The 19,677-nt window shown below is 63.4% G+C and carries 19 protein-coding genes; 13 read left to right on the forward strand and 6 right to left on the reverse strand.

All coding sequences use genetic code 11. The features are described 5' to 3' along the window. Positions 1-4: 4 nt before the first annotated feature. The 4 genes from CSQ93_RS01000 (at position 5) to CSQ93_RS29280 (ending at position 4,028) form a co-directional block, all read left to right on the forward strand. Positions 5-628: a trimeric intracellular cation channel family protein gene (locus tag CSQ93_RS01000; RefSeq protein ID WP_099376350.1), complete on the forward strand. Its 624-nt coding sequence runs from the start codon at positions 5-7 to the stop codon at positions 626-628. Between the two features lie 97 nt (positions 629-725). Next, the gene (locus CSQ93_RS01005; protein ID WP_099376351.1) at positions 726-2,603 is read left to right on the forward strand and encodes a beta-propeller domain-containing protein; all 1,878 of its coding nucleotides are present in this window, start codon (positions 726-728) and stop codon (positions 2,601-2,603) included. A gap of 49 nt (positions 2,604-2,652) precedes the next feature. Then, the gene (locus CSQ93_RS01010) at positions 2,653-3,219 is read left to right on the forward strand and encodes a sigma-70 family RNA polymerase sigma factor (RefSeq protein ID WP_233515980.1); all 567 of its coding nucleotides are present in this window, start codon (positions 2,653-2,655) and stop codon (positions 3,217-3,219) included. Then, positions 3,216-4,028: a hypothetical protein gene (locus tag CSQ93_RS29280; protein ID WP_099376352.1), complete on the forward strand. Its 813-nt coding sequence runs from the start codon at positions 3,216-3,218 to the stop codon at positions 4,026-4,028. The genes CSQ93_RS01010 and CSQ93_RS29280 overlap by 4 nt, the downstream gene beginning before the upstream one ends. Positions 4,029-4,034: 6 nt before the next feature. Here the strand turns inward: CSQ93_RS29280 and CSQ93_RS01020 are convergent, their stop codons facing one another. Continuing rightward, positions 4,035-5,180, reverse strand: a complete 1,146-nt coding sequence (locus CSQ93_RS01020; protein ID WP_099376353.1) for an MFS transporter — start codon at positions 5,178-5,180, stop codon at positions 4,035-4,037. 283 nt (positions 5,181-5,463) lie between these two features. Here CSQ93_RS01020 and CSQ93_RS01025 point away from each other — a divergent pair, with 283 nt between their 5' ends. The 9 genes from CSQ93_RS01025 (at position 5,464) to CSQ93_RS01065 (ending at position 15,433) form a co-directional block, all read left to right on the forward strand. Beyond that, positions 5,464-6,231 (forward strand): gamma-glutamyl-gamma-aminobutyrate hydrolase family protein, encoded by a 768-nt coding sequence (locus tag CSQ93_RS01025; RefSeq protein WP_099376354.1) that lies wholly within the window; start codon positions 5,464-5,466, stop codon positions 6,229-6,231. Positions 6,232-6,289: 58 nt separating this feature from the next. Beyond that, positions 6,290-7,660: a glutamine synthetase family protein gene (locus CSQ93_RS01030; RefSeq protein ID WP_099376355.1), complete on the forward strand. Its 1,371-nt coding sequence runs from the start codon at positions 6,290-6,292 to the stop codon at positions 7,658-7,660. Between the two features lie 12 nt (positions 7,661-7,672). Continuing rightward, positions 7,673-9,133 (forward strand): aspartate aminotransferase family protein, encoded by a 1,461-nt coding sequence (locus CSQ93_RS01035; RefSeq protein ID WP_099376356.1) that lies wholly within the window; start codon positions 7,673-7,675, stop codon positions 9,131-9,133. Between the two features lie 134 nt (positions 9,134-9,267). Next, positions 9,268-10,416 carry an ABC transporter ATP-binding protein gene (locus CSQ93_RS01040; RefSeq protein WP_099376357.1) on the forward strand — a complete coding sequence of 383 codons (1,149 nt, stop codon included), beginning with the start codon at positions 9,268-9,270 and terminating at the stop codon, positions 10,414-10,416. A gap of 7 nt (positions 10,417-10,423) precedes the next feature. After that, positions 10,424-11,353, forward strand: a complete 930-nt coding sequence (locus CSQ93_RS01045; protein WP_099376358.1) for an ABC transporter permease subunit — start codon at positions 10,424-10,426, stop codon at positions 11,351-11,353. Continuing rightward, positions 11,350-12,195: an ABC transporter permease gene (locus CSQ93_RS01050; protein ID WP_099376359.1), complete on the forward strand. Its 846-nt coding sequence runs from the start codon at positions 11,350-11,352 to the stop codon at positions 12,193-12,195. The genes CSQ93_RS01045 and CSQ93_RS01050 overlap by 4 nt, the downstream gene beginning before the upstream one ends. Before the next feature lie 36 nt (positions 12,196-12,231). Further along, positions 12,232-13,719, forward strand: a complete 1,488-nt coding sequence (locus CSQ93_RS01055) for an aldehyde dehydrogenase (protein ID WP_099376360.1) — start codon at positions 12,232-12,234, stop codon at positions 13,717-13,719. A gap of 147 nt (positions 13,720-13,866) precedes the next feature. Continuing rightward, on the forward strand, positions 13,867-15,105 hold the full coding sequence (locus CSQ93_RS01060; RefSeq protein WP_233515981.1) for a type II toxin-antitoxin system HipA family toxin: 1,239 nt from the start codon (positions 13,867-13,869) through the stop codon (positions 15,103-15,105). Between the two features lies 1 nt (position 15,106). Further along, positions 15,107-15,433, forward strand: a complete 327-nt coding sequence (locus CSQ93_RS01065) for a helix-turn-helix domain-containing protein (RefSeq protein ID WP_099376362.1) — start codon at positions 15,107-15,109, stop codon at positions 15,431-15,433. A 20-nt stretch (positions 15,434-15,453) separates the two neighbouring features. On the opposite strand, the gene panB is transcribed toward CSQ93_RS01065, so the two are convergent. The 5 genes from panB to hda all read right to left on the reverse strand — a co-directional run bounded on the left by panB (position 15,454) and on the right by hda (position 19,623). Further along, complete coding sequence (panB, locus tag CSQ93_RS01070) at positions 15,454-16,329, reverse strand: 3-methyl-2-oxobutanoate hydroxymethyltransferase (protein WP_176388229.1); 876 nt, start codon at positions 16,327-16,329, stop codon at positions 15,454-15,456. Positions 16,330-16,438: 109 nt separating this feature from the next. Beyond that, a complete protein-coding gene (gene folK / locus CSQ93_RS01075) occupies positions 16,439-16,915 on the reverse strand; it encodes a 2-amino-4-hydroxy-6-hydroxymethyldihydropteridine diphosphokinase (RefSeq protein WP_099376672.1) in 477 nt (158 codons plus the stop codon). Beyond that, positions 16,915-18,291, reverse strand: a complete 1,377-nt coding sequence (gene pcnB / locus CSQ93_RS01080) for a polynucleotide adenylyltransferase PcnB (protein ID WP_099376363.1) — start codon at positions 18,289-18,291, stop codon at positions 16,915-16,917. Before pcnB ends, folK begins: the two co-directional genes overlap by 1 nt. Next, positions 18,284-18,955 (reverse strand): HAD family hydrolase, encoded by a 672-nt coding sequence (locus tag CSQ93_RS01085; RefSeq protein ID WP_035828308.1) that lies wholly within the window; start codon positions 18,953-18,955, stop codon positions 18,284-18,286. Before CSQ93_RS01085 ends, pcnB begins: the two co-directional genes overlap by 8 nt. After that, entirely contained in the window at positions 18,955-19,623 is a 669-nt protein-coding gene (gene hda / locus CSQ93_RS01090; protein WP_034788687.1) for a DnaA regulatory inactivator Hda, read from the reverse strand. Before hda ends, CSQ93_RS01085 begins: the two co-directional genes overlap by 1 nt. Positions 19,624-19,677: the final 54 nt, after the last annotated feature.

Consider the following 19,677-nt stretch of genomic DNA (forward strand, 5'->3'; position numbering starts at 1 on the left):
GAGCATGCTGTTATATACGATTTACCTGGTGGCGATTGTCGCCGAAGCGATGTCCGGCGCCATCATGGGCATGCGGCGCGGCATGGACTTGTTCGGCATTTGCATGATCGGCACCGTCACGGCGCTCGGCGGCGGCACCGTGCGCGACGTGCTGCTGGGGCACTACCCGCTGGGCTGGATCGCGCATCCCGAGTACCTGCTGTTTACTATCGGCGCGGCCGTCGTCACGGCTTTTGTCGCGCGCTATCTGCACCATCTGCGCGCCGTCTTCCTGCTGGTCGATGGTCTGGGCCTGGTGGCGTTTTGCGTGATCGGCTGCGACATCGCCATGTCGGCCAAGATGCATCCGGCCATCGTCGTGCTGGCGGGGATGATCACGGGCGTCTTCGGCGGCCTGCTGCGCGATATCCTGTGCAACCAGATTCCGCTCGTGCTGCAGCGTGAAGTATATGCCACCGTGGCCCTGTTTACGGGCAGCCTGTACGTGGGCCTGCTGTACTTCAAGGTCGACAGCTCGGTGGCGCAGCTGGCATCCATCGGCGCCGGCTTCCTGTTCCGTTTCCTGGCTTTGCACTTCGAGTGGCGCCTGCCGAATTTCAATGGCGACCGCATACGCGGGTTCGAGTAAGACGGCAGCTTCCTGAATATTTTTATGCGCATTTAACCCCTTTCTCCGCGCCGCTGCGTTTCATGTTGGACAACCCAGCCAAACCGGAGAAGAAGCGATGTCCAGCGCCCTCAAGATCACATTGATACTGTCCCTGCTGCTGTCGGCAGGCAGCCACGCCGCCGGCACGGCACCGCGCAAGACCCTGGCGCCGTTCGCCAGCGAGCAGGCCTTGAGCAGCTATCTGCAGCAGTTGCAGGCGCGCCAGGCGGTACTGCAAAGGGAACAGCAGAAACTGCAGCGCGCCACGGCGCAGTCCATGTCGGCGCCGCCGGCACCTCCCGCGCCGATGGTGGCGAAGGCCGCGCCGGCAGCATCGGCAGAAGCGGCGGAATCCGTCACCAATGTGCAGACGGCGGGCGTGGACGAAGGCGGCATCGTCAAGCTGCATGGCAAGCACCTGGTGATGCTCCGGCGCGGCAAGCTGTTTACCGTGCAGGTGGGGGGCAATGCCCTGCAGCCCGTGTCCTCGCTCGACGCGTTCGCGCCGGGCAGCGACCCGTCGGGCAGCTGGTATGACGAAATGCTGATCGATGGCGACACGGTCGTGGTGATCGGCTACAGTTACAGCCGCGGCGGCACGGAGATCGGCCTGTTCGACGTCAACGCCGACGGCAAGCTGGCCTACCGCTCCACGTATCACTTGCGCTCCAACGATTATTATTCGTCGCGCAATTACGCGAGCCGCCTGGTCGGCAGCAAACTGGTGTTCTATTCGCCCCTGTCGCTGAACTTGCGCCGGGGCGACCCGTTCGGCGGCTTTCCCGCGCTGCGCCGCTGGCGTCCTGACGCCGTACCATCCGACTTCAAGCGCATTGCCCCTGCCACGCGCATCTACCGCACCGATGAAGAACCGGAAACGGGCTTCGGCCTGACCCTGCACACGGTCACCGTGTGCGACCTGGCGCAGCGCGACATGCGCTGCGAAGCGACCGCCGTGATGGGGCCCCAAGGCCGCGTGTTTTATGTGTCGGGCGAATCCGTTTTCGTGTGGACGACGCGCCGCGGCAGCGACTCGGGCGTGTTCCGCATTCCCCTCGACGGCAGCGCGCCCAGCGCACTGAAGGTGGCCGGCGCCCCCGTCGATCAGTTCTCATTCCTCGAAAGCCCTGACGGCCACCTGAACGTGCTGCTGCGCGCCGAAGGCCAGGGCGACGCCATGTGGGATGGCGCGCGTGGGCGGGGCGACATGGCCTTGCTGCGCGTGCCATTGGCCACATTTTCCGATGGCCGCGACAGTGCGCCGGCCAGCAGCTACAAGGCGCTGCCCGGTGGTGGCGGCTACGGCTTGCAGAACCGCTATGTGGGTGCGTACCTGTTGTACGGCAATCCGGGAAATGCCGGACGTCGCAAGGCCGACCAGGCCTGGCCACGCCAGCCGCTGTATGCCATGCGCTGGGCCGATGCGGGCAGCGTGCAAGCCTTGTCCCTGCCGCATGGCGTGGAGCGCATCGAAGCGCTGGGCGATGACGCCGTGGTGATCGGCGCGCAAGGCAAGGATCTGCACTTCAGCAGCATCCGCCTGGGCGCGCAGGCGACGATCGCCACGCGCTATATCCGCGCCGACGCGGCGCAGGGAGAGTCGCGCAGCCACGGCTTTTTCTACAAGCCGCAAGCGGCCAGCGAGGGCATGATCGGCCTGCCCATCTTGAGTGCGGACGAGCGGCCTGGCCTCAACAAGTCAGCCGCCTCCGTCCTGTATCTGCGTAACAGCGGTTTGCAGTTGACGGAGCTGGGCGCGCTGGCGGCGCGGCCGGGCCAGGCGCCGGACGACGGCTGCCGCGCTTCCTGCGTGGACTGGTATGGCAATGCGCGGCCCCTGTTCCTGCATGGCCGGGTCTTCGCCCTGCTTGGCTATGAATTGGTGGAAGGGGCGCTCAGGGATGGACAGATCCGCGAAGTACGCCGCGTCAGTTATGCGCCTGCCGCACGCTGAAGGAGCAGGGAAATTGTCGCTGCCGCGTAGTTCGGCTACACTGGTCCGCATGCCCGACACTTTACTGACCGCGACGGATGAAGACCTGATGCTGCGCTACAGCGCCGGCGACCTGCCGTCGTTTCGCGAATTGTACCGGCGCCATAGCCAGGGCCTGTACCGCTTCGTGGCCTGGCGTGCGCCGCGCCGCGCGTGGGTCGACGAGATCGTGCAGGATGCGTGGGCCAGCCTGCATGTGGCGCGTGCCGGTTACCAGCCGCAGGCGGCGTTCCGCACCTATCTGTACCAGATCGCGCGCAACCGCCTGATCGACCTACTGCGTCAGCGGGAAGGACAGGAACACGATGACGTGGGCGAACTGGCGGACGGGGGCGCATCGCCGCCGCAATCGCTGGAGCAGAAGCAGCAGCATGCGCTGCTGCATGCGGCTATCGCCGCGCTGCCGGCCGAGCAAAAGGAAGCGCTGGTGCTGCAGCAGTTCAGTGGCATGAGCATCCTCGAGATCGCCGTGGTGACGGGGGCGGAAGCGGAAACCGTCAAGAGCCGGCTGCGCTACGCCATGAAGAAATTGCGCGCGGGCTTGGACAGCGCCGCTGGCGCGGGAGGACAGGCATGAATACGCACGATCAAGATAATGAGGAACCGAACGACGCACCGAATGACGAGGAATTGAACGCGCTGCTGGCCAGCCTGCCGCAGCCGGCGCCATCCAGTGTGCTCGATGCGGCCATTCTGGCCGACGCCGAAAAGGTCTTGGCAAAACCCGTTGCCGCCAACGACAGCGCCGATGGCGTGCTGCGCACCTTACCGACCAAAAAATCACCGGACTACCTGCAGCGCTGGCGCGTTCCGCTGGGACTGGCGGCGGCCGTGCTGTTGACGGTGAACCTGATCGGCGTGGACTGGTTCGGCTCGAAGCCGGCGCAATTTCCCGTGGTAGGGGAGCCGGTCACGCAGGAGGTGATGCAGGAAGCCGCACCGGCCGCTGCATCCGGGACTGTGTCTGTGCCGCCACCGCCGGCACCGCGTGCCATGGCCAAGGCGGCACCGAGGCCGCCGGCGCCAGCCGAGCCGGCGCCAGCACCCGTGTCAGTACCCGTACCTGCGCCAGCGCCACCGGCCCCGCCACCGCCTCCGGCAATGCGGGAGGCGATGGAGCAGCAAGCTGCCATGCAGGCCGAGGCCAGCATGAAGCGCCAGGCACCGGTGCAGCGCGCGCTGGCCATGCCCGCGCCCGTCGCGGCCCGTTCCGCCCCGTTGCCGCCGCCGGCCAGGCTCGACGCTTCCGTGTGGCTGGTGAAGATCGACGCGTTGCTGAAGGCCGGCGAAGGCAGCTTGGCGCACGAGGAGTGGACGGCGTTCCGGCAGGCGTATCCAGATTACCCGGTGGCCGAGGAACTGCGGCTGCGGCTGGAGAGTAAGTAAAAAACGCTAGACGATCCCCTTCCTGCGTTCCCACACGGCGCTGCCCACGAAAATGGCGGCGCATACCCACATCACGGCCGGCAGGGCGTTCACGCCCACCGATTGCATCAGAACGCCCGTCAGCAGTGGTCCGCCGCCGCTGGTGACGCCCCAGGTGGCGTTGACGATGGCGCTGGCGCTGGTCAGCGACAGCCCCGTGAAACGTTCGCCGCAGGCCACCAGCGCCAGCATGTAGATGCCGCCCGCCGCCGCGCCCAGCAACAGCAGCAAGGTCCACCACAGCCACGGCGTGCCGACGGCAAACGGCAGCAGCGGCAGCAGCAGGCAGACGGCCACGCCGCATGCCGCGTGGACTTTGGCGCGGCCGAAGCGGTCGGCCATCCATCCCAGCGCGAATTGCAGGCCCGTGTCGCCCACCAGCACCACGGTGGCCGACAGCAGGGCCAGGTCCGTGCCGATGCCGTGCTCCATCGCGTACAGGGGCAGCAAGCTCAATGCCAGGGTGTCGAACAGGGCGAAGAAGGCGGCACCGAGCAGTATCATCGGCATGCGCGGCAGGATCAAGGTCCACTTCACGCCATGTTCTTCCGGTTCCTTTTCCGGGCCGCTGTTCGAGATCAGCATCAATCCCGGCACGGCCAGCAAGAACAGCAGGCCGCAGGCGGCGAAGCTCCAGCTGATCTTGTCATTGAACAGCGCCACGAGGGCGGGGCCGATCAGCTGGAAAAACGTAAAACTGGTGGTGTACATGGCCACCACGCGTCCCCGCGAATTATCGGGCGCCAGGCGGTTCACCCACGCTTCGCCGATGGTAAACAGCACGCCCATGGCGCCGCCGAACAGGAAACGCAGCACGCTCCACGCCAGCAGGTGGTCGGTGAACTGCATGGCAATCGTCGCCAGCGAGGCTACCCACACGGCGCCCAGCATGGTGGCGCGCGCGCCGAAGCGCCCCACCCAGCGCGAGACGAACGGCGAGGCGGCCAGGATGCCGAGGGCGCTGACGGCCGTGATCATGCCGATGATGTCCGTGCCCACCCCGCGCTGGTGCAAGGTCAATGCGGTGAGCGGCATGGTGGCACCCAGACCCAGGCCGACCACGCCGATGCTCACCACGAGGGCGAAGAAGTCGCGCCACGGCATGTGCTTCATGGCTGCCCCCACAGAGTGAAAAAGGTACTTGAAAAGGCTGTAAAACGGTGTGGATGCATGGGAAAGTAAGGAGACTTTGCCGGTGGCGCTGGTGTTTGGCGGCGGACCGGCATATGATGATTTCAATAGAGGCAATATTGCAAAGCCGTAGTGTAGGCGATGTGTACCGCCGCTGGCCACGTCCATCGGTGTGGCCGCCCCTGCCGGCTCTGCTGTACAGTGAAGCGAGCGGCAGCGCTGTCATGGCGCTGTCATTGGATCGTCACGCCAGCGAGGTAGCTCCATGCGCCGTCCCATCGTTCTCGTTCCCGCCTGCCAGCGCCAGCTTGGCAGCCACGCCTGGCACATGGCGCAGGACAAATACCTGCATGCCGTGCTGCGCGGCGCCGGCTGCATGCCGCTGCTGCTGCCCGCACTGGGCGCGGATGCGGACCTGGAAGCGGCGCTGCACGTCGCCGACGGCGTCATGCTGACCGGTTCCGCCTCGAACGTCGACGCGCGCCTGTATGGCGAAGATATCCTGCATCCCGACTTGCCGCAAGACCCCGCGCGCGACGCTACCACCTTACCCCTGATCCGCGCCGCGCTGGCGCGCCAACTGCCCTTGCTGGCCATCTGCCGCGGCTTCCAGGAAGTCAATGTGGCGCTGGGCGGCAGCCTGCACCAGGCCGTGCACGCGGTGCCGGAGATGCAGGATCACCGGGAGAATGTGCTCGACCCGCTGGCGCGCCAGTATGCGCCCGCGCACCGTATCAAGCTGATGCCCGATGGCCGGCTGTCACGATTGCTGGGCGGCGAGAGCGAGATGATGGTCAATTCCCTGCATGGCCAGGGCGTGGCGCGGCTGGCCGATGGCTTGCTGGTGGAAGCCCTGGCCGACGACGGCCTGGTGGAAGCGTACACAGTATCCAGCGCCGCCGGTTTTACGCTGGCCGTTCAATGGCACCCGGAATGGCAGGTGGAAGACAATCCGCAGTCGATGCGGCTGTTCGATGCCTTTGGCCAGGCTTGCCGCGATTACCAGGAACAGCAGCACAAAAAGAAAGAATAAATGACAGGCGCGCCGCCCGCAGTACATGGCGTTTGATCAAGACCAGCGAGAGGGAAACATGGCAATACGCGAAAATTTCACCTATACGGATATGGATTTGTGGCTCAATGAAAAGCGCGTCACGGAAATCGAATGCCTGGTCCCCGACTTGACGGGCGTGGCACGGGGGAAGATCCTGCCGCGCGGGAAATTCACCCAGGAGCGCGGCATGCGCATCCCGGAAGCGGTACTGGGCATGACGGTGACGGGCAATTACCCGGTCGACGATGGCGGCTACGACCGCGCCATTTCCAGTACCGACCGCGACATGATCTTGAAGGCCGATCCCACCACCATCACCATGGTGCCGTGGGCCACGGACCCCACCGCGCAAGTCATCCACGACTGTTATTTTTCCGACGGCGCGCTGGTCGATTTCGCTCCAAGATCCGTGCTGCGGCGCGTGCTGAAACTGTATGCGGACAAGGGCTGGAAACCCGTGGTGGCGCCGGAACTGGAGTTCTACCTGACGGCGAAAAACACGGACCCGGACTTGCCCTTGAAGCCGCCCATCGGCCGCAGCGGCCGGGCCGAGACGAGCCGCCAGGTGTACAGCATCGACGCCGTCAACGAGTTCGATCCCCTGTTCGAGGATATCTACGATTACTGCGAATTGATGAACCTTGACGTCGACACGCTGATCCATGAAATCGGCGCAGGGCAGATGGAAATCAACTTCCTGCACGGCGATCCGCTGGGCCTGGCCGACAAGGTGTTTTTCTTCAAGCGCACCCTGCGCGAAGCGGCCCTGAAACACGATATGTACGCCACCTTCATGGCCAAGCCGATGGCGGGCGAACCGGGTTCCGCCATGCACGTGCACCAGAGCGTCGTCGATGCGAAGACGGGCCTGAACATCTTCAGCAACGAGGACGGTTCGGCCGCGCCCATCTTCAAGCATTACATCGCGGGCTTGCAGCGCTACATGCCGTCGGCCATGGCCATCGTCGCGCCCTACGTGAATTCCTACCGCCGCATCGTGCGCCACACGGCGGCGCCCATCAACATCCAGTGGGGCCTGGACAACCGCACGGTGGGATTCCGCGTGCCCGAATCGGGCGTGCAGGACCGGCGCGTGGAAAACCGCATCATCGGCGCCGACGCCAATCCCTACCTGGCCCTGGCCGTCACCCTGGCCTGCGGCTACCTGGGCATGACGGAGCAGCTGGAAGCGACGCCGATGATGGTGGGCAGCGCCTATGACATGAAGTTCGAACTGCCGCAAGGCTTGCCCGAGGCCCTGCAGCTGCTGCGCGCGGAAGACAAGCTGCGCACGGTGCTGGGCGAGCGCTTCATCGACGTGTATGCGGCCATCAAGGATCTGGAACATCAGGAGTTCATGACCGTCATCAGTCCGTGGGAGCGCGAACATCTTCTGCTCCATGTTTAAGAAAGGATCTCAATGAGCACATCCAACAATCCGCTGGTGCCAAGCGCCGCTTTTGTCTCTTCCGTGGCGCAGAAAAACGCGGCGCCGCAGGTGTATGACACGGCCGCCGTCCAGCAGATGGACTCGGCCCACTACCTGCATCCGTTCACCGATTTTAAGGATCTGGCAAGCAAGGGCGCGCGCGTGATCGTGCGCGGCGATGGCGTCTATCTGTGGGATAGCCAGGGCAAGAAGATCGTCGATGGCATGTCGGGCCTATGGTGCGTCAACGTGGGCTATGGCCGCACGTCGATATCGCAAGCCGTGTACCGGCAGATGGAAACGCTGCCGTTCTATAACAGCTTCTTTGGCACGACGAACGTGCCGGCCGCGCAGCTGGCCGCCAAGCTGGCGCAAATCTCGCCGCCGCAGTTCCAGCACGTCTTCTTCACCAGTTCCGGCTCCGAAGGCAACGACACGAATTTGCGCATGGTGCGTCGCTACTGGGACATCCTTGGCTACAAGGAGCGCCACACCATCATCAGCCGCCACAATGCCTATCACGGCAGCACGGTAGCGGGAGCGTCCTTGGGCGGCATGGATGGCATGCATGCGCAGGGCGGCATGCCGATACCGGGCATCGCGCATATCGGCCAGCCCAATTACCTGGAGTCGGGCCATGGCTTGACACCCGATGCCTTCGGCTTGAAGGCGGCTGGCTGGCTGGAAGAGAAAATCCTGGAAATCGGCGCCGACAAGGTGGCTGCCTTCATCGGCGAACCGGTGCAGGGCGCCGGTGGCGTCATCATCCCGCCATCGACGTATTGGCCCGAAATCCAGCGCATCTGCGACAAGTACGGCATTTTGCTCATCGCCGATGAAGTCATCTGCGGCTTCGGCCGCCTGGGGCGCTGGTTCGGTTCCGAACTGTTCGGCATCAAGCCCGACCTGATCACCTTTGCCAAGGGTGTCACGTCCGGCTATGTGCCGCTGGGCGGCGTGCTGGTGGGCGACAGGGTGGCCAAAGTGCTGATCGAGCAGGGCGGCGAATTCACGCACGGCTTCACCTATTCGGGCCACCCCGTTGCCTGCGCGGCGGCGCTGGAAAACATCCGCATCATCGAGGACGAGCAACTGGTGGCGAAGGTGGCCGACGATACGGGACCGTACCTGCATCAGTGCTTCGCCAGCCTGGGCGAACATCCGCTGGTCGGCTATGCGGACAGCTGCGGCCTGGTCGCGGGCCTGAACCTCGTGCGCAAGAAGGGCGCCACCGTGCATGACAACGAGCTGTTCGACGAGGACCAGGGCGTGGGCATGATCTGCCGCGGCCACATGTTCGACAATGGCGTCATCATGCGCGCCGTGGGCGAACGCATGATCGTCGCCCCGCCGCTGGTGATGACGCGCGCGCAGATCGATGAAATGGTGGGCTTGATACGGCTGTGCCTGGACAAGACGTACGCGGACGTGAAAGCGAAGGGCTGGGTGTAGGTTTTTTCCCCATTTTGCCGCCATCCGCGCATTTTTTGGACCGCAATGGCGGCAGTTCCGCTAAACTTCCATCCTGGCCGCTCTTTGTAGCGGCCAGTTTTTCATTTTGACACCCACTTACCCAAAGCACCCACATGACGATAGCAACTCCAGCCGCGTCGGCCAGCGACGCCCCAGCGCCTTTCTTGCTGATTGATCAACTGGTCAAGGAATTCGATGGCGTGCGCGCCGTCAATGATATTTCCGTGACGATCAACAAGGGCGAGATATTCGCGCTGCTGGGCAGTTCAGGTTGCGGCAAGTCGACACTGCTGCGCATGCTGGCCGGTTTCGAGACGCCGACGTCGGGGCGCATCGCCCTGGCGGGCAACAGCATCGTCGATGTGTCGCCGCACCAGCGCCCCATCAACATGATGTTCCAGTCGTATGCGCTGTTCCCCCATTTGTCCGTGTGGGACAACATCGCCTTCGGCCTGCGCCGCGATGGCTTGCCAAAAGCGGAAGTGGCGTCAAGGGTCGAGCAGATGCTGGCGCTGGTGCAGCTGGGCCAATACGCGAAGCGCAAGCCGCACCAGTTGTCGGGCGGGCAGCAGCAGCGCGTGGCGCTGGCGCGCAGCCTGGCCAAGCGGCCGCAATTGCTGCTGCTCGACGAGCCGCTGGGCGCGCTGGATAAAAAACTGCGCGAGCGCACGCAGATGGAACTGGTGAATATCATCGAACAGGTGGGCGTGACCTGCGTGATGGTCACGCACGACCAGGACGAGGCCATGAGCATGGCCACGCGCATCGCCGTCATGAGCGAAGGGCGCATCCTGCAGGTGGGGGCTCCCGGCGAAATCTACGAGACGCCGAACTGCCGTTTCGTGGCCGACTTCATCGGCAGCGTCAACCTGTTCGATGGCCGCATCACGGAAGATGAACCCGATCACGTGGTCATCGCCACCGCCGATGGCGAGCACTATGTTTCGCACGGCATCACGGGCAACCTGGGCATGGATGTCTCGGTGGCCGTGCGCCCCGAAAAAATCGGCATCCAGATCGAGCCACCCGCCTTGCACGAGCGCGCGTCACCAAAGGAGCACGGCTACAACTGCGCCCAGGGCGTGATCGTCGCCATGGCATATTTTGGCAATGAAACCAGCTACCACGTGCGCCTCGACAGCGGCACGGTGGTGAAAGTCTCGCGCACCAACGCGGCCCGCCACGACGCCGCGCGCCTCGAGCGCGAACAGCGCGTGTGGGTGTGGTGGGATGGTGCCGACATCGTCGTGCTGACCAGCTGAGGCCACCATGACGTCCATTCTGCAAATGCTGCGCAACCTGGTGACCTTACGCTGGCTCACTGGCCGCAACGCCGTCATCGCCGTGCCGTCGCTGTTCCTCACGGCCGCCTTTTTGGTACCGTTTCTGATCGTGCTGCGTATCAGCCTGTCCGACATGGACACGGCGGGCAGCCCCTTCGGCGGCTTGCTGTCGTATGTCGACGGCATCGTCGTGCTGAAGGTGAAAATCGCCAATTACCTGTTCATCGCCGCCGATGAATTGTATCTGCTCACCTATCTCAGTTCATTGAAATACGCGGCCATCACCACGGCCATCTGCCTGTTTATCGGCTACCCGTTCGCCTACTTCATGGCGCGCGCCAAACCGTCCATCCGGCCCGTGCTGATGATGCTGGTGATGCTGCCGTTCTGGACCTCGTTCCTGCTGCGCGTGTATGCGTGGAAGGGCATCCTGGCCAACCACGGCTTGCTCAACGACCTGCTGATCGCGCTGGGCGTCGTGAGCGAACCGCTGCACATGATGAACACTTCGTTTTCTCTGGTAGTGGGCATGGTGTACGCCTATCTGCCGTTCATGATTTTGCCCCTGTACGCGAACCTGGTGAAAATGGACATGCGCTACCTGGAAGCGGCGGCCGACCTGGGCGCCACGCCCCTGCAGGCGTTCTGGCGCATCACCGTGCCCCTGTCGAAGTCGGGCATCATCGCCGGCGCCATGCTGGTGTTCATTCCGTCCGTGGGCGAATACGTGATTCCCGAGCTGCTGGGCGGTCCGGAAACCCTGATGATCGGCCGCGTGCTGTGGGATGAATACTTCACCAATAACGACTGGGCCATGGCGTCGTCGGTGACGGTGCTGGTGGTCTTGCTGATCCTCGTGCCGATGGCTATTTTTAACAAATACAAAACGGACCAGGACGCGGAGGAGCGCACATGAACGGACGTAATTTCCTGCAGCGCTGGTTCGGCCGCGGCTGGCTTTCGTTCGGCTATCTGTTCCTCTATCTGCCTATCATCGTGCTGATCGTTTTCTCGTTCAACAGCTCGCGCCAGGACATGGTGTGGAGCGGTTTTTCGCTGCGCTGGTACAGCGAGTTGATGAGCGATACGGAGATCATCTCGGGTTTTGGCTTGTCGCTGAAGATCGCCTTCATGTCGGCCACCTCGTCCGTCATCCTCGGCACCTTCGCTGCCTTTGCCTTGACCAGCTACCAGCGCTTCCGTGGCCGCACCGTGTTTTCCGCCATGGTCAGCGCGCCTTTGGTGATGCCGGAAGTGATCATCGGCCTGTCTCTGCTGCTGATGCTCGTGTCCATGCAAAAGGTCTTCGGTTTTCCCGAGCGTGGCGTGCTGACGATCTGGCTCGGCCACACCTTGCTGGGCATGGCGTATGCGGCCGTGGTGGTGCAGTCGCGCCTGCAGGAAATGAGCAAGTCCCTGGTCGAAGCGGCGATGGACCTGGGCTGCCGCGCGCACCAGGTGTTCTTCCTCGTGACTCTGCCGAATATCACGCAGGCGCTGGCGTCCGCCTGGCTGCTGACATTTACTTTGTCGCTCGATGACGTGGTGCTCTCGGCTTTCCTGTCCGGCCCCGGCTCGACGACCATGCCGCTGGTGATCTTTTCGCGCGCGCGCCTGGGACTCGACCCGCGCGTGAATGCGATTGCCGCGCTGACGATCCTCGTCGTGACGCTCGCCGTGATCGCGTATGCGGTGATGCTGGCGCGCGCCGACCGCAGACGCCGCAAGCAACTGTCCGCGGCGTATTTGGCGGACTAGGAGTAAGCTGGCGTTTTCATCTTGCAGGAGACGACCATGACGGAAAACACCAGCTGGCATGCACGGGCCGCAGCGCTGACGATCGATGGACGCGCCTTCATCAATGGCGAACGGGTAGGGGCCAGGTCAGGCCAGACCTTCGACAATCTGTCGCCCATCGACGGACGCTTGCTGGGGCAAGTGGCGCGCTGCGATGGCGCCGACGTGGATGCGGCCGTGCAAGCCGCCCGCGCCGCCTTTGACGACCGCCGCTGGGCAGGCAAGTCGCCCGCGCAGCGCAAGCGGATATTGATCAAGTTTGCCGACCTGGTGCAGAAATACGGTCCCGAGCTGGCCCTGCTGGAAACGCTGGACATGGGCAAGCCGATCAAGTACAGCCAGAGCGTGGACGTGGGCGCCACGGCCAACTGCCTGCGCTGGTATGGCGAGGCGATCGACAAGGTCTACGATGAAATCGCACCGACGCCCGCCAACAGTTTGGCCCTGATCACGCGCGAACCGGTGGGCGTCGTCGCCGCCATCGTGCCGTGGAACTACCCGATGATCATGGCCGCCTGGAAGATCGCGCCGGCCCTCGCGGCCGGCAACAGCGTGATCCTCAAACCCTCCGAAAAATCCCCGCTGACGGCCTTGCGGCTGGCCGACATCGCGCTGGAAGCGGGTGTGCCGGCGGGCGTCTTCAACGTGCTGCCCGGTTACGGCAACGAGGCGGGCGCCGCGCTGGCGCTGCACATGGATGTCGATTGCATCGGCTTTACGGGTTCCACGCGCACGGGCAAATTAATCGTGCAGATGGCGGGCCAGTCGAACCTGAAGCGGGCGTGGACGGAACTGGGCGGCAAGTCCGCCAACATCGTCTGCGCCGATTGCCCGGACCTGGACAAGGCCGTGGCGGCCGCCGTCGGCTCCATCTTCTTCAACCAGGGTGAAAGCTGCAACGCGCCCTCGCGTCTGTTCGTGGAAGCATCGATCAAGGAAGAGTTTTTGGCCAAGGCGCTGGCCATGCTGCCCCGTTTCCAGCCCGGCGACCCGCTCGACGAAGCCACCGTCATGGGCGCCATTGTCGACGCCACGCAGATGCAAACGGTGATGGGCTATATCGCGTCCGGCAAGAGCGAAGGCGCGCAGCTGCTGGGCGGCGGCGAGGCCGTGCGCCTTGATACGGGCGGCTATTACGTGCAGCCGACCATCTTTGGCGTGGATGCGAGCATGACGATCGCGCGCGAAGAGATTTTCGGGCCCGTCTTGTCGGTGCTGGGCTTTACGGATATCGCCCAAGCGATCCAGCAGGCCAACGCCACGCCGTACGGCTTGCAGGCGGCCGTATGGACATCGGACATCACCAAGGCCATCCAGACGGCGCGCGCCCTGCGCGCGGGCACCGTGCACGTCAACCAGTACGACGGCGACGATATCACCGTGCCGTTCGGCGGCTACAAGCAGTCGGGCAACGGGCGTGACAAGTCGCTGCACGCACTGGACAAGTACACGGAGCTGAAGACGACTTGGATACAGGTGGGCTAGTGTGCGTCGATTATCGCGATAATTAGCTCCTATATGATCTAATTATTGGAAAAAATATGCTAAATTAGGCGTTATAGGGACTATTTTGGGGGCGGTATGGAGTGTCATTTTCAAATCTTTCATGAGGAAGTATGGAAAGATTGTGCATTGCTTACCCTGCTCGAACCCGCCGGCGGCAACCCCCGTACTGCCACGCTGTTTGAATACGACCTCGATTATGCCTTCGAGAAAAAAGTCGAACCCGTATCGCTGCGCTTTCCCGTCACGGCAGATATGCAGAAGCTGGCGCAATGGCCAGCCTTTGTGTTTGACCTGATCCCCCAGGGGAGCGGGCGTGCGTATCTGCTGGGGCAGCTGCAACTGACGGATGGTCCTGCCGCCGATTTTCCGTTGATGTGCGCCGGCGCCTTCAATCCCATCGGGTGTGTCCGCGTTGCCGAGGCAGTGCAATACTATGAACAGCATCTTGCCCGCCACGAGACCGACACACCCATGCACGGGTTGTCATTGGAAGACATCATTGGCCGCGGCGAGGTATTTCACGAACGCATGCTGGTACACAGCATGCTGGCAGCAGGTAGCCTCGGTGTCCAGGGCGCGGCGCCGAAATATTTGCTGACGACGGACCATGACGGAATGTGGCATGCGGATGGCGCATTGGCCGACGAGCTCGCGGCAGCGCATTTTATCGTCAAGCGGGCGCGGGGCAAGACCCCGAGCGATGACAAGGTGCTGAGAAATGAAGCGGCCTACATGCGCGTGGCGAGCGCGATGGGCTTGCGCACGGCTGGCGAGCTTCGCTACCAGGAAGATACCCTGTTCATTCCACGCTTTGACCGGATAGTCCGGGATGGCAAGGTACTTCGCCTGCATCAGGAAAGTGCGGCTTCGTTGGCCGGCATCGTGGGATTTGAAGCTTCGCCCAGCCAGTTCGAGCTGTTGCAGGCATTGCGAGCCGTCGTCAGCGACAAGACCACCGAGACCGTTGAATTCCTCAAGCGCGACATATTGAACCTGGCCATGCGCAATACCGATAACCACGCACGCAATACCGCCGTTCAAAAGATCGGTGCCAATGTGCGTCTCACGCCCTTGTTTGATTTCGCGCCCATGTATCTGGACCCGGCAGGCATTGCGCGGGCAGCGCGCTGGTACCATCCGATCGGTAAAAAAGAGCTGCATGCATGGCCTGCCATTCTGGCCGCCATGGATATTGCCGACGTGGAGCGCAATCACATCCAGCTTGAACTTTACCGCTTCGGCCAACGACTCGTCGAGCTGGAGCGGCACATGCTGCAGGCAGGCGTGGATGACGATATCGTCGCCTTTCTCAGGCCTCACATCGCCACACAGATCGAACAATTGAGCGCGCTGGGGGAGCACTGAGATGGCGCGCACCCATATCGACAAGGAACAGCTCAGGCAGCGCAGGGCGGTGCTCTACGACGCCATCGCGCGCGGTGAAGTCACGCTCCAGTATGCGGTGAAGGAGATGCGCGCCATCTCGCGCCTGACGCAGGCGCAATTTGCGGAACACCGAGGGGTCAGCCTGAAAACCATCAAGGAAATCGAGAGCGGCAAGGGTAATCCGACCATCCAGTCACTGAACCGGATAGGGCAGTTTTTTGGACTGGAGGTGGCGTTTGTACGGACAGAAACGCTACGCGCCAAGAAAATCGTCCCGGCAGTTACCGAGGCGATATCATCTGAATAGCAGCAATCAGAAGCCGTGTGTCAGAAGCAGTGTTCCAGCGCCGGGAAGCTGCCATCCTTGACGGCTTTGACGTAGCCGGTGACGGCGTCGTCGATGCTGGCCGCGCCTTCCATGAAGTTGCGCACGAAGCGCGCTTTGCGGCCTGGGAAGACGCCCAGCATGTCGTGCATGACGAGGACCTGGCCCGAGCAGTCGGGACCTGCGCCGATGCCGATGGTCGGAATCGTCAGCATGTCGGTCACTTCCTTGCCCAGTTGCGTCGGCATGGCTTCCATCAGCACGATGGCGGCGCCTGCGTTTTGCAGCACCAGCGCGTCGTTCTTCAGTTCCGCCGCGCTTTCCGTGCTCTTGCCCTGGACTTTATAGCCGCCCAGCTGGTGCACGAATTGCGGCGTCAGGCCGATGTGGGCGCATATGGGAATGCCGCGCTCGGAGAGGAAACGCACGGTCTCGGCCAGCCAGGCGCCGCCTTCGATCTTGATCATGTGCGCGCCAGCCTGCATCAGGATGACGGCGTTGGCATAGGCTGTCTCGGGCGTGCCGTACGCGCCAAACGGCAGGTCGGCAACGATCATGGCCGACTTGCTGCCGCGCGCCACGGAAGCCGTGTGGTAAGCCAGTTCGGCCACGGTGACGGGCAGGGTGGAGCTATGGCCATTGCAGACCATGCCGAGCGAATCGCCGATCAGCAGGATCTCCACGCCGCAGCGGTCCATCAGCGACGCAAAGCTGGCGTCATAGCAGGTCAGCATGGTGATCTTTTCGCCGGCGGCGCGCAGCGTGGCCAGCGTGTGGATGGTCACGGCCTTGTTGGCGACAGGCTTGGATGGCGCCGGCGCCGGTGTGGCGGCCTTGTCTTTTGCGGCCAGATCTGTTCCTTGCAAATAAGCGGACATAGGTATTCTCTAGAGTGAAAGGGGGTGATGCGATTGCGACGCCGCTAGTGTAGTACTTTATGCGGCGTGCTGCAGGGACGGCATTGTAGTGTATGTCTGGCGCAGCGGCTCAGAGCTGGCTGATGGCCTGGTCGGCCACCGTTGCCAGGTAGGCCTGCGCCGGCCCGAGTCCGGGCACGACGATGGCGGGCGCCAGTGCCAGCAGCGGCACCAGCACGAAGGCGCGTTCGGTGAGGCGCGGATGCGGCACCGTCAGTGTGGCGCTGGCGATCTGTTCATCGCCGTACAGCAGCAAGTCCAGGTCCAGGGTGCGCGGGGCGTTGCGGTAGGGCCGTTCGCGCCCGTGCGCCGCCTCGATGGCGTGCAAGGCCAGCAGCAGTTCCTCTGCCGGCAGGGTGGTGCTGATGCGCGCCACGGCGTTGATGTAGTCGTCACCGCTGGAATCGATGGGCGCCGTGCGGTAGCTGGCCGAGGCGTCCAGCAAGCTGGCGCCGGGCAAGCGCGCCAGGCGCGCGATGGCATCTTGCACATTCGCGCGCGCGTCGCCCAGGTTGGCACCGATACCGATGTAAGCAATGACTACCATCATTCGCCGCTGCTGCTGCCGGTGGTCGAGCCGCCCCCCGTGCTGGTCTTGCTGCGTGTGCTGCGGCGTGGCGGACGCTTTTTCTTGACGGCGCCCGGTGCGGCATTGGCGCTGACGAGCAGCGCTTCGCGCGTTTCCTCGTCGCCTTCATAAAAGGCCGTCCACCATTCGCCGATGTCCATGTCGATCTCGCCCGAGGCGCAGCGCAGCAGCAGGAAGTCGTAGCCGGCGCGGAAGCGCAGGTGCTCGAGCAGTTTGTACGGCGCCTTGCCGACCCGGCGCTCGAAGCGCGGCTGCATCGACCAGATGTCGCGCATGTCGGAACCGATCTTGCGCTGCAAGGCCAGTTTTTCCGTCTGCGAATCGAGCACGTCGTCGGCCGCCAGGTGCAGCGCGGGAATCGTCGATTCGCCGGCGGCGCGGTAGGCCGTCCATTTTTCCAGCACCTGGTGCCACAGCAGCGAGGCAAACAAAAAGCCCGGCGAGACGGTCTTGCCGGCGGCGATGCGCTGGTCCGTGGCGTCCAGCGCCAGGGTGACGAATTTCGCGCCCAGCGGTTGTTCCAGCACCACGTCGAGCAGCGGCAGCAGGCCGTGATGCAAGCCTTCCTTGCGCAACTGCTGCAGGCAAGCCAGCGCATGACCGCTCATCAGGAGTTTCAGCATCTCGTCGAACACGCGCGGCGCCGGCACGTTGTTGATCAGCGGCGCCATGATGGGGATCGGCGCGGCCGTGTGCGGCTCGATGGTGAATTTCAGCTTGGCGGCGAAGCGCACCACGCGCAGCATGCGCACGGGGTCTTCGCGGTAGCGCTCTTCCGGTTTGCCGATCATGCGCAAGGTCTTGGCGCGGATGTCTTCCACCCCGCCGTGGTAATCGAGCACTTCCTGCGTGGCCGGGTTGTAGTACATGGCGTTGATGGTGAAGTCGCGGCGCAGTGCGTCTTCGTGCTGCAGGCCGAAGGTGTTGTCGCGCAGGACGCGGCCATGTTCATCCTTGGGCGCGGAGTCGGCGCCGGCCCCGCGGAAGGTCGTCACTTCCAGCAAATCCTGGCCGAACATCACGTGCACGATCTGGAAGCGCTTGCCGATGATGAAGGCGCGGCGGAACAGGCGTTTGACCTGTTCCGGCGTGGCGTTGGTGGCGATGTCGAAGTCTTTCGGTTTCACGCCCAGCAGCAGGTCGCGCACGGCGCCGCCGACGACAAAGGCCTCGAAGCCCGCTTCCTGCAGGCTGCTGGTGACGCGGATGGCATTCGACGACACCAGTTTCGGGTCGATTCCGTGTTGCGCAGGACCGAGCACGATGGGTGCCGTGGTGTCGCGCGCTGCCTCTTTTTTAACGCCGAGGATCTTGCGGATGAATTTTTTAATCATTGAATAAGTGAAGTGATGGCCAGCCGTGGAGGGATGCGTGTGCGCTCAAAGCGGTGTTGGGGTTGGTCGCGACCGGGTGGGTCACGACCGACAACAGGGGAATATCGTTGTGCGAATCGCTGTAAAAATAGCTGCGCTCGAACTGCCCCAGTTCCTTGCCCATCTTTTCCAGCCAGGCGTGGGTGTGGGTCAGCTTGCCCGCGCCCAGGGTCGGCGTACCAACCAGCTTGCCCGTGACATTGCCTGCGTCGTCATACTCGGGCATGGCGGCCAGCAAGTGCTCGACGCCCAGCGCATCGGCGATGGGTTTGGTGATGAAATGGTTGGTGGCCGTGACGATGGCCAGCAGGTCGCCCGCGTCCTGGTGCTGTTTCAGCAGGGCCACGACTTCCGGGCGGATGGCCGGCATGACCACTTCGGCCATGAATTGCCGGTGCAGCGCTTCGAGGCGTTCGCGCGGGAATTGCGCCAGAGTGCCGAGGGAAAATTCCAGGTATTCCACCGGATCGAGCGTGCCGGCCTGGTATTGCGCGAAAAATTCGTCGTTGCGGCGGGTGAATTCGGCGGCGTCCACGGCACCGATGCGTACCAGGAATTCGCCCCACTCGTGATCCGAGTCGATGGGCAGCAGGGTGTGGTCGAGGTCAAACAGGGCCAGATTCATCATTCTTTCGCTTCCGCCTGCAGCAACTCGCGCAACAATGGCAAGGTGATCGGGCGTTGGGTTTCCAGGGAGTAGAGGTCGAGAGAGTCCAGCATCGTCGACAGCGAACGCATGTCGCGCCGGAAATGGGACAGCAGATAGGGTAACACGCCGGGCGACAAGGTCAAGCCGCGGGTGGTGGCCGCCTGGGTCAGGGCGGCGATTTTTTCATCGTCGGTCAAGCCGTGGATCTGATAGATCAGGCCCCAGCCCATGCGCGTGCGCAAGTCTTCGCGCACGGGCAGCACGGCGGGCGGCACGGCGCCGCTGCACACCATATAGGCCTTGTTGGCGCGGATTTCATTGAACAGGGCAAAGGCGTCGATCTGCGCCAGCGGCGACAGTTTTTCGCAGTCGTCGAGCAGGTACAGGTCGACGTCGGGCGAATACACGAATTCGGACTCGATCGAGAATGGCGAAATGTAGCGCGCGCGCTCGGTGCTGGCCAGGGCCTTGAGCAGGTGGCTCTTGCCGGCGGCCAGTTCGCCCCACAAGTAGGCAAAATGTTCGCGCGACGTGCGCGCGGCGAACTGGCGCATCAGCTGCGCCACTTCGGCATTCTGTCCCACCTCGAAGGTATCGAGGCTGTGCGCCTGGTCTGTGCCTAAATCGAGCACCAGTTGTTTCATGGCGTACGCCTTGTCCTGTTTTTCATTACTGCATGTGCATCGTGGTATTGCTAG

The sequence above is a fragment of the Janthinobacterium sp. BJB426 genome, from assembly GCF_002735705.1.
Classification (GTDB): domain Bacteria; phylum Pseudomonadota; class Gammaproteobacteria; order Burkholderiales; family Burkholderiaceae_D; genus Janthinobacterium.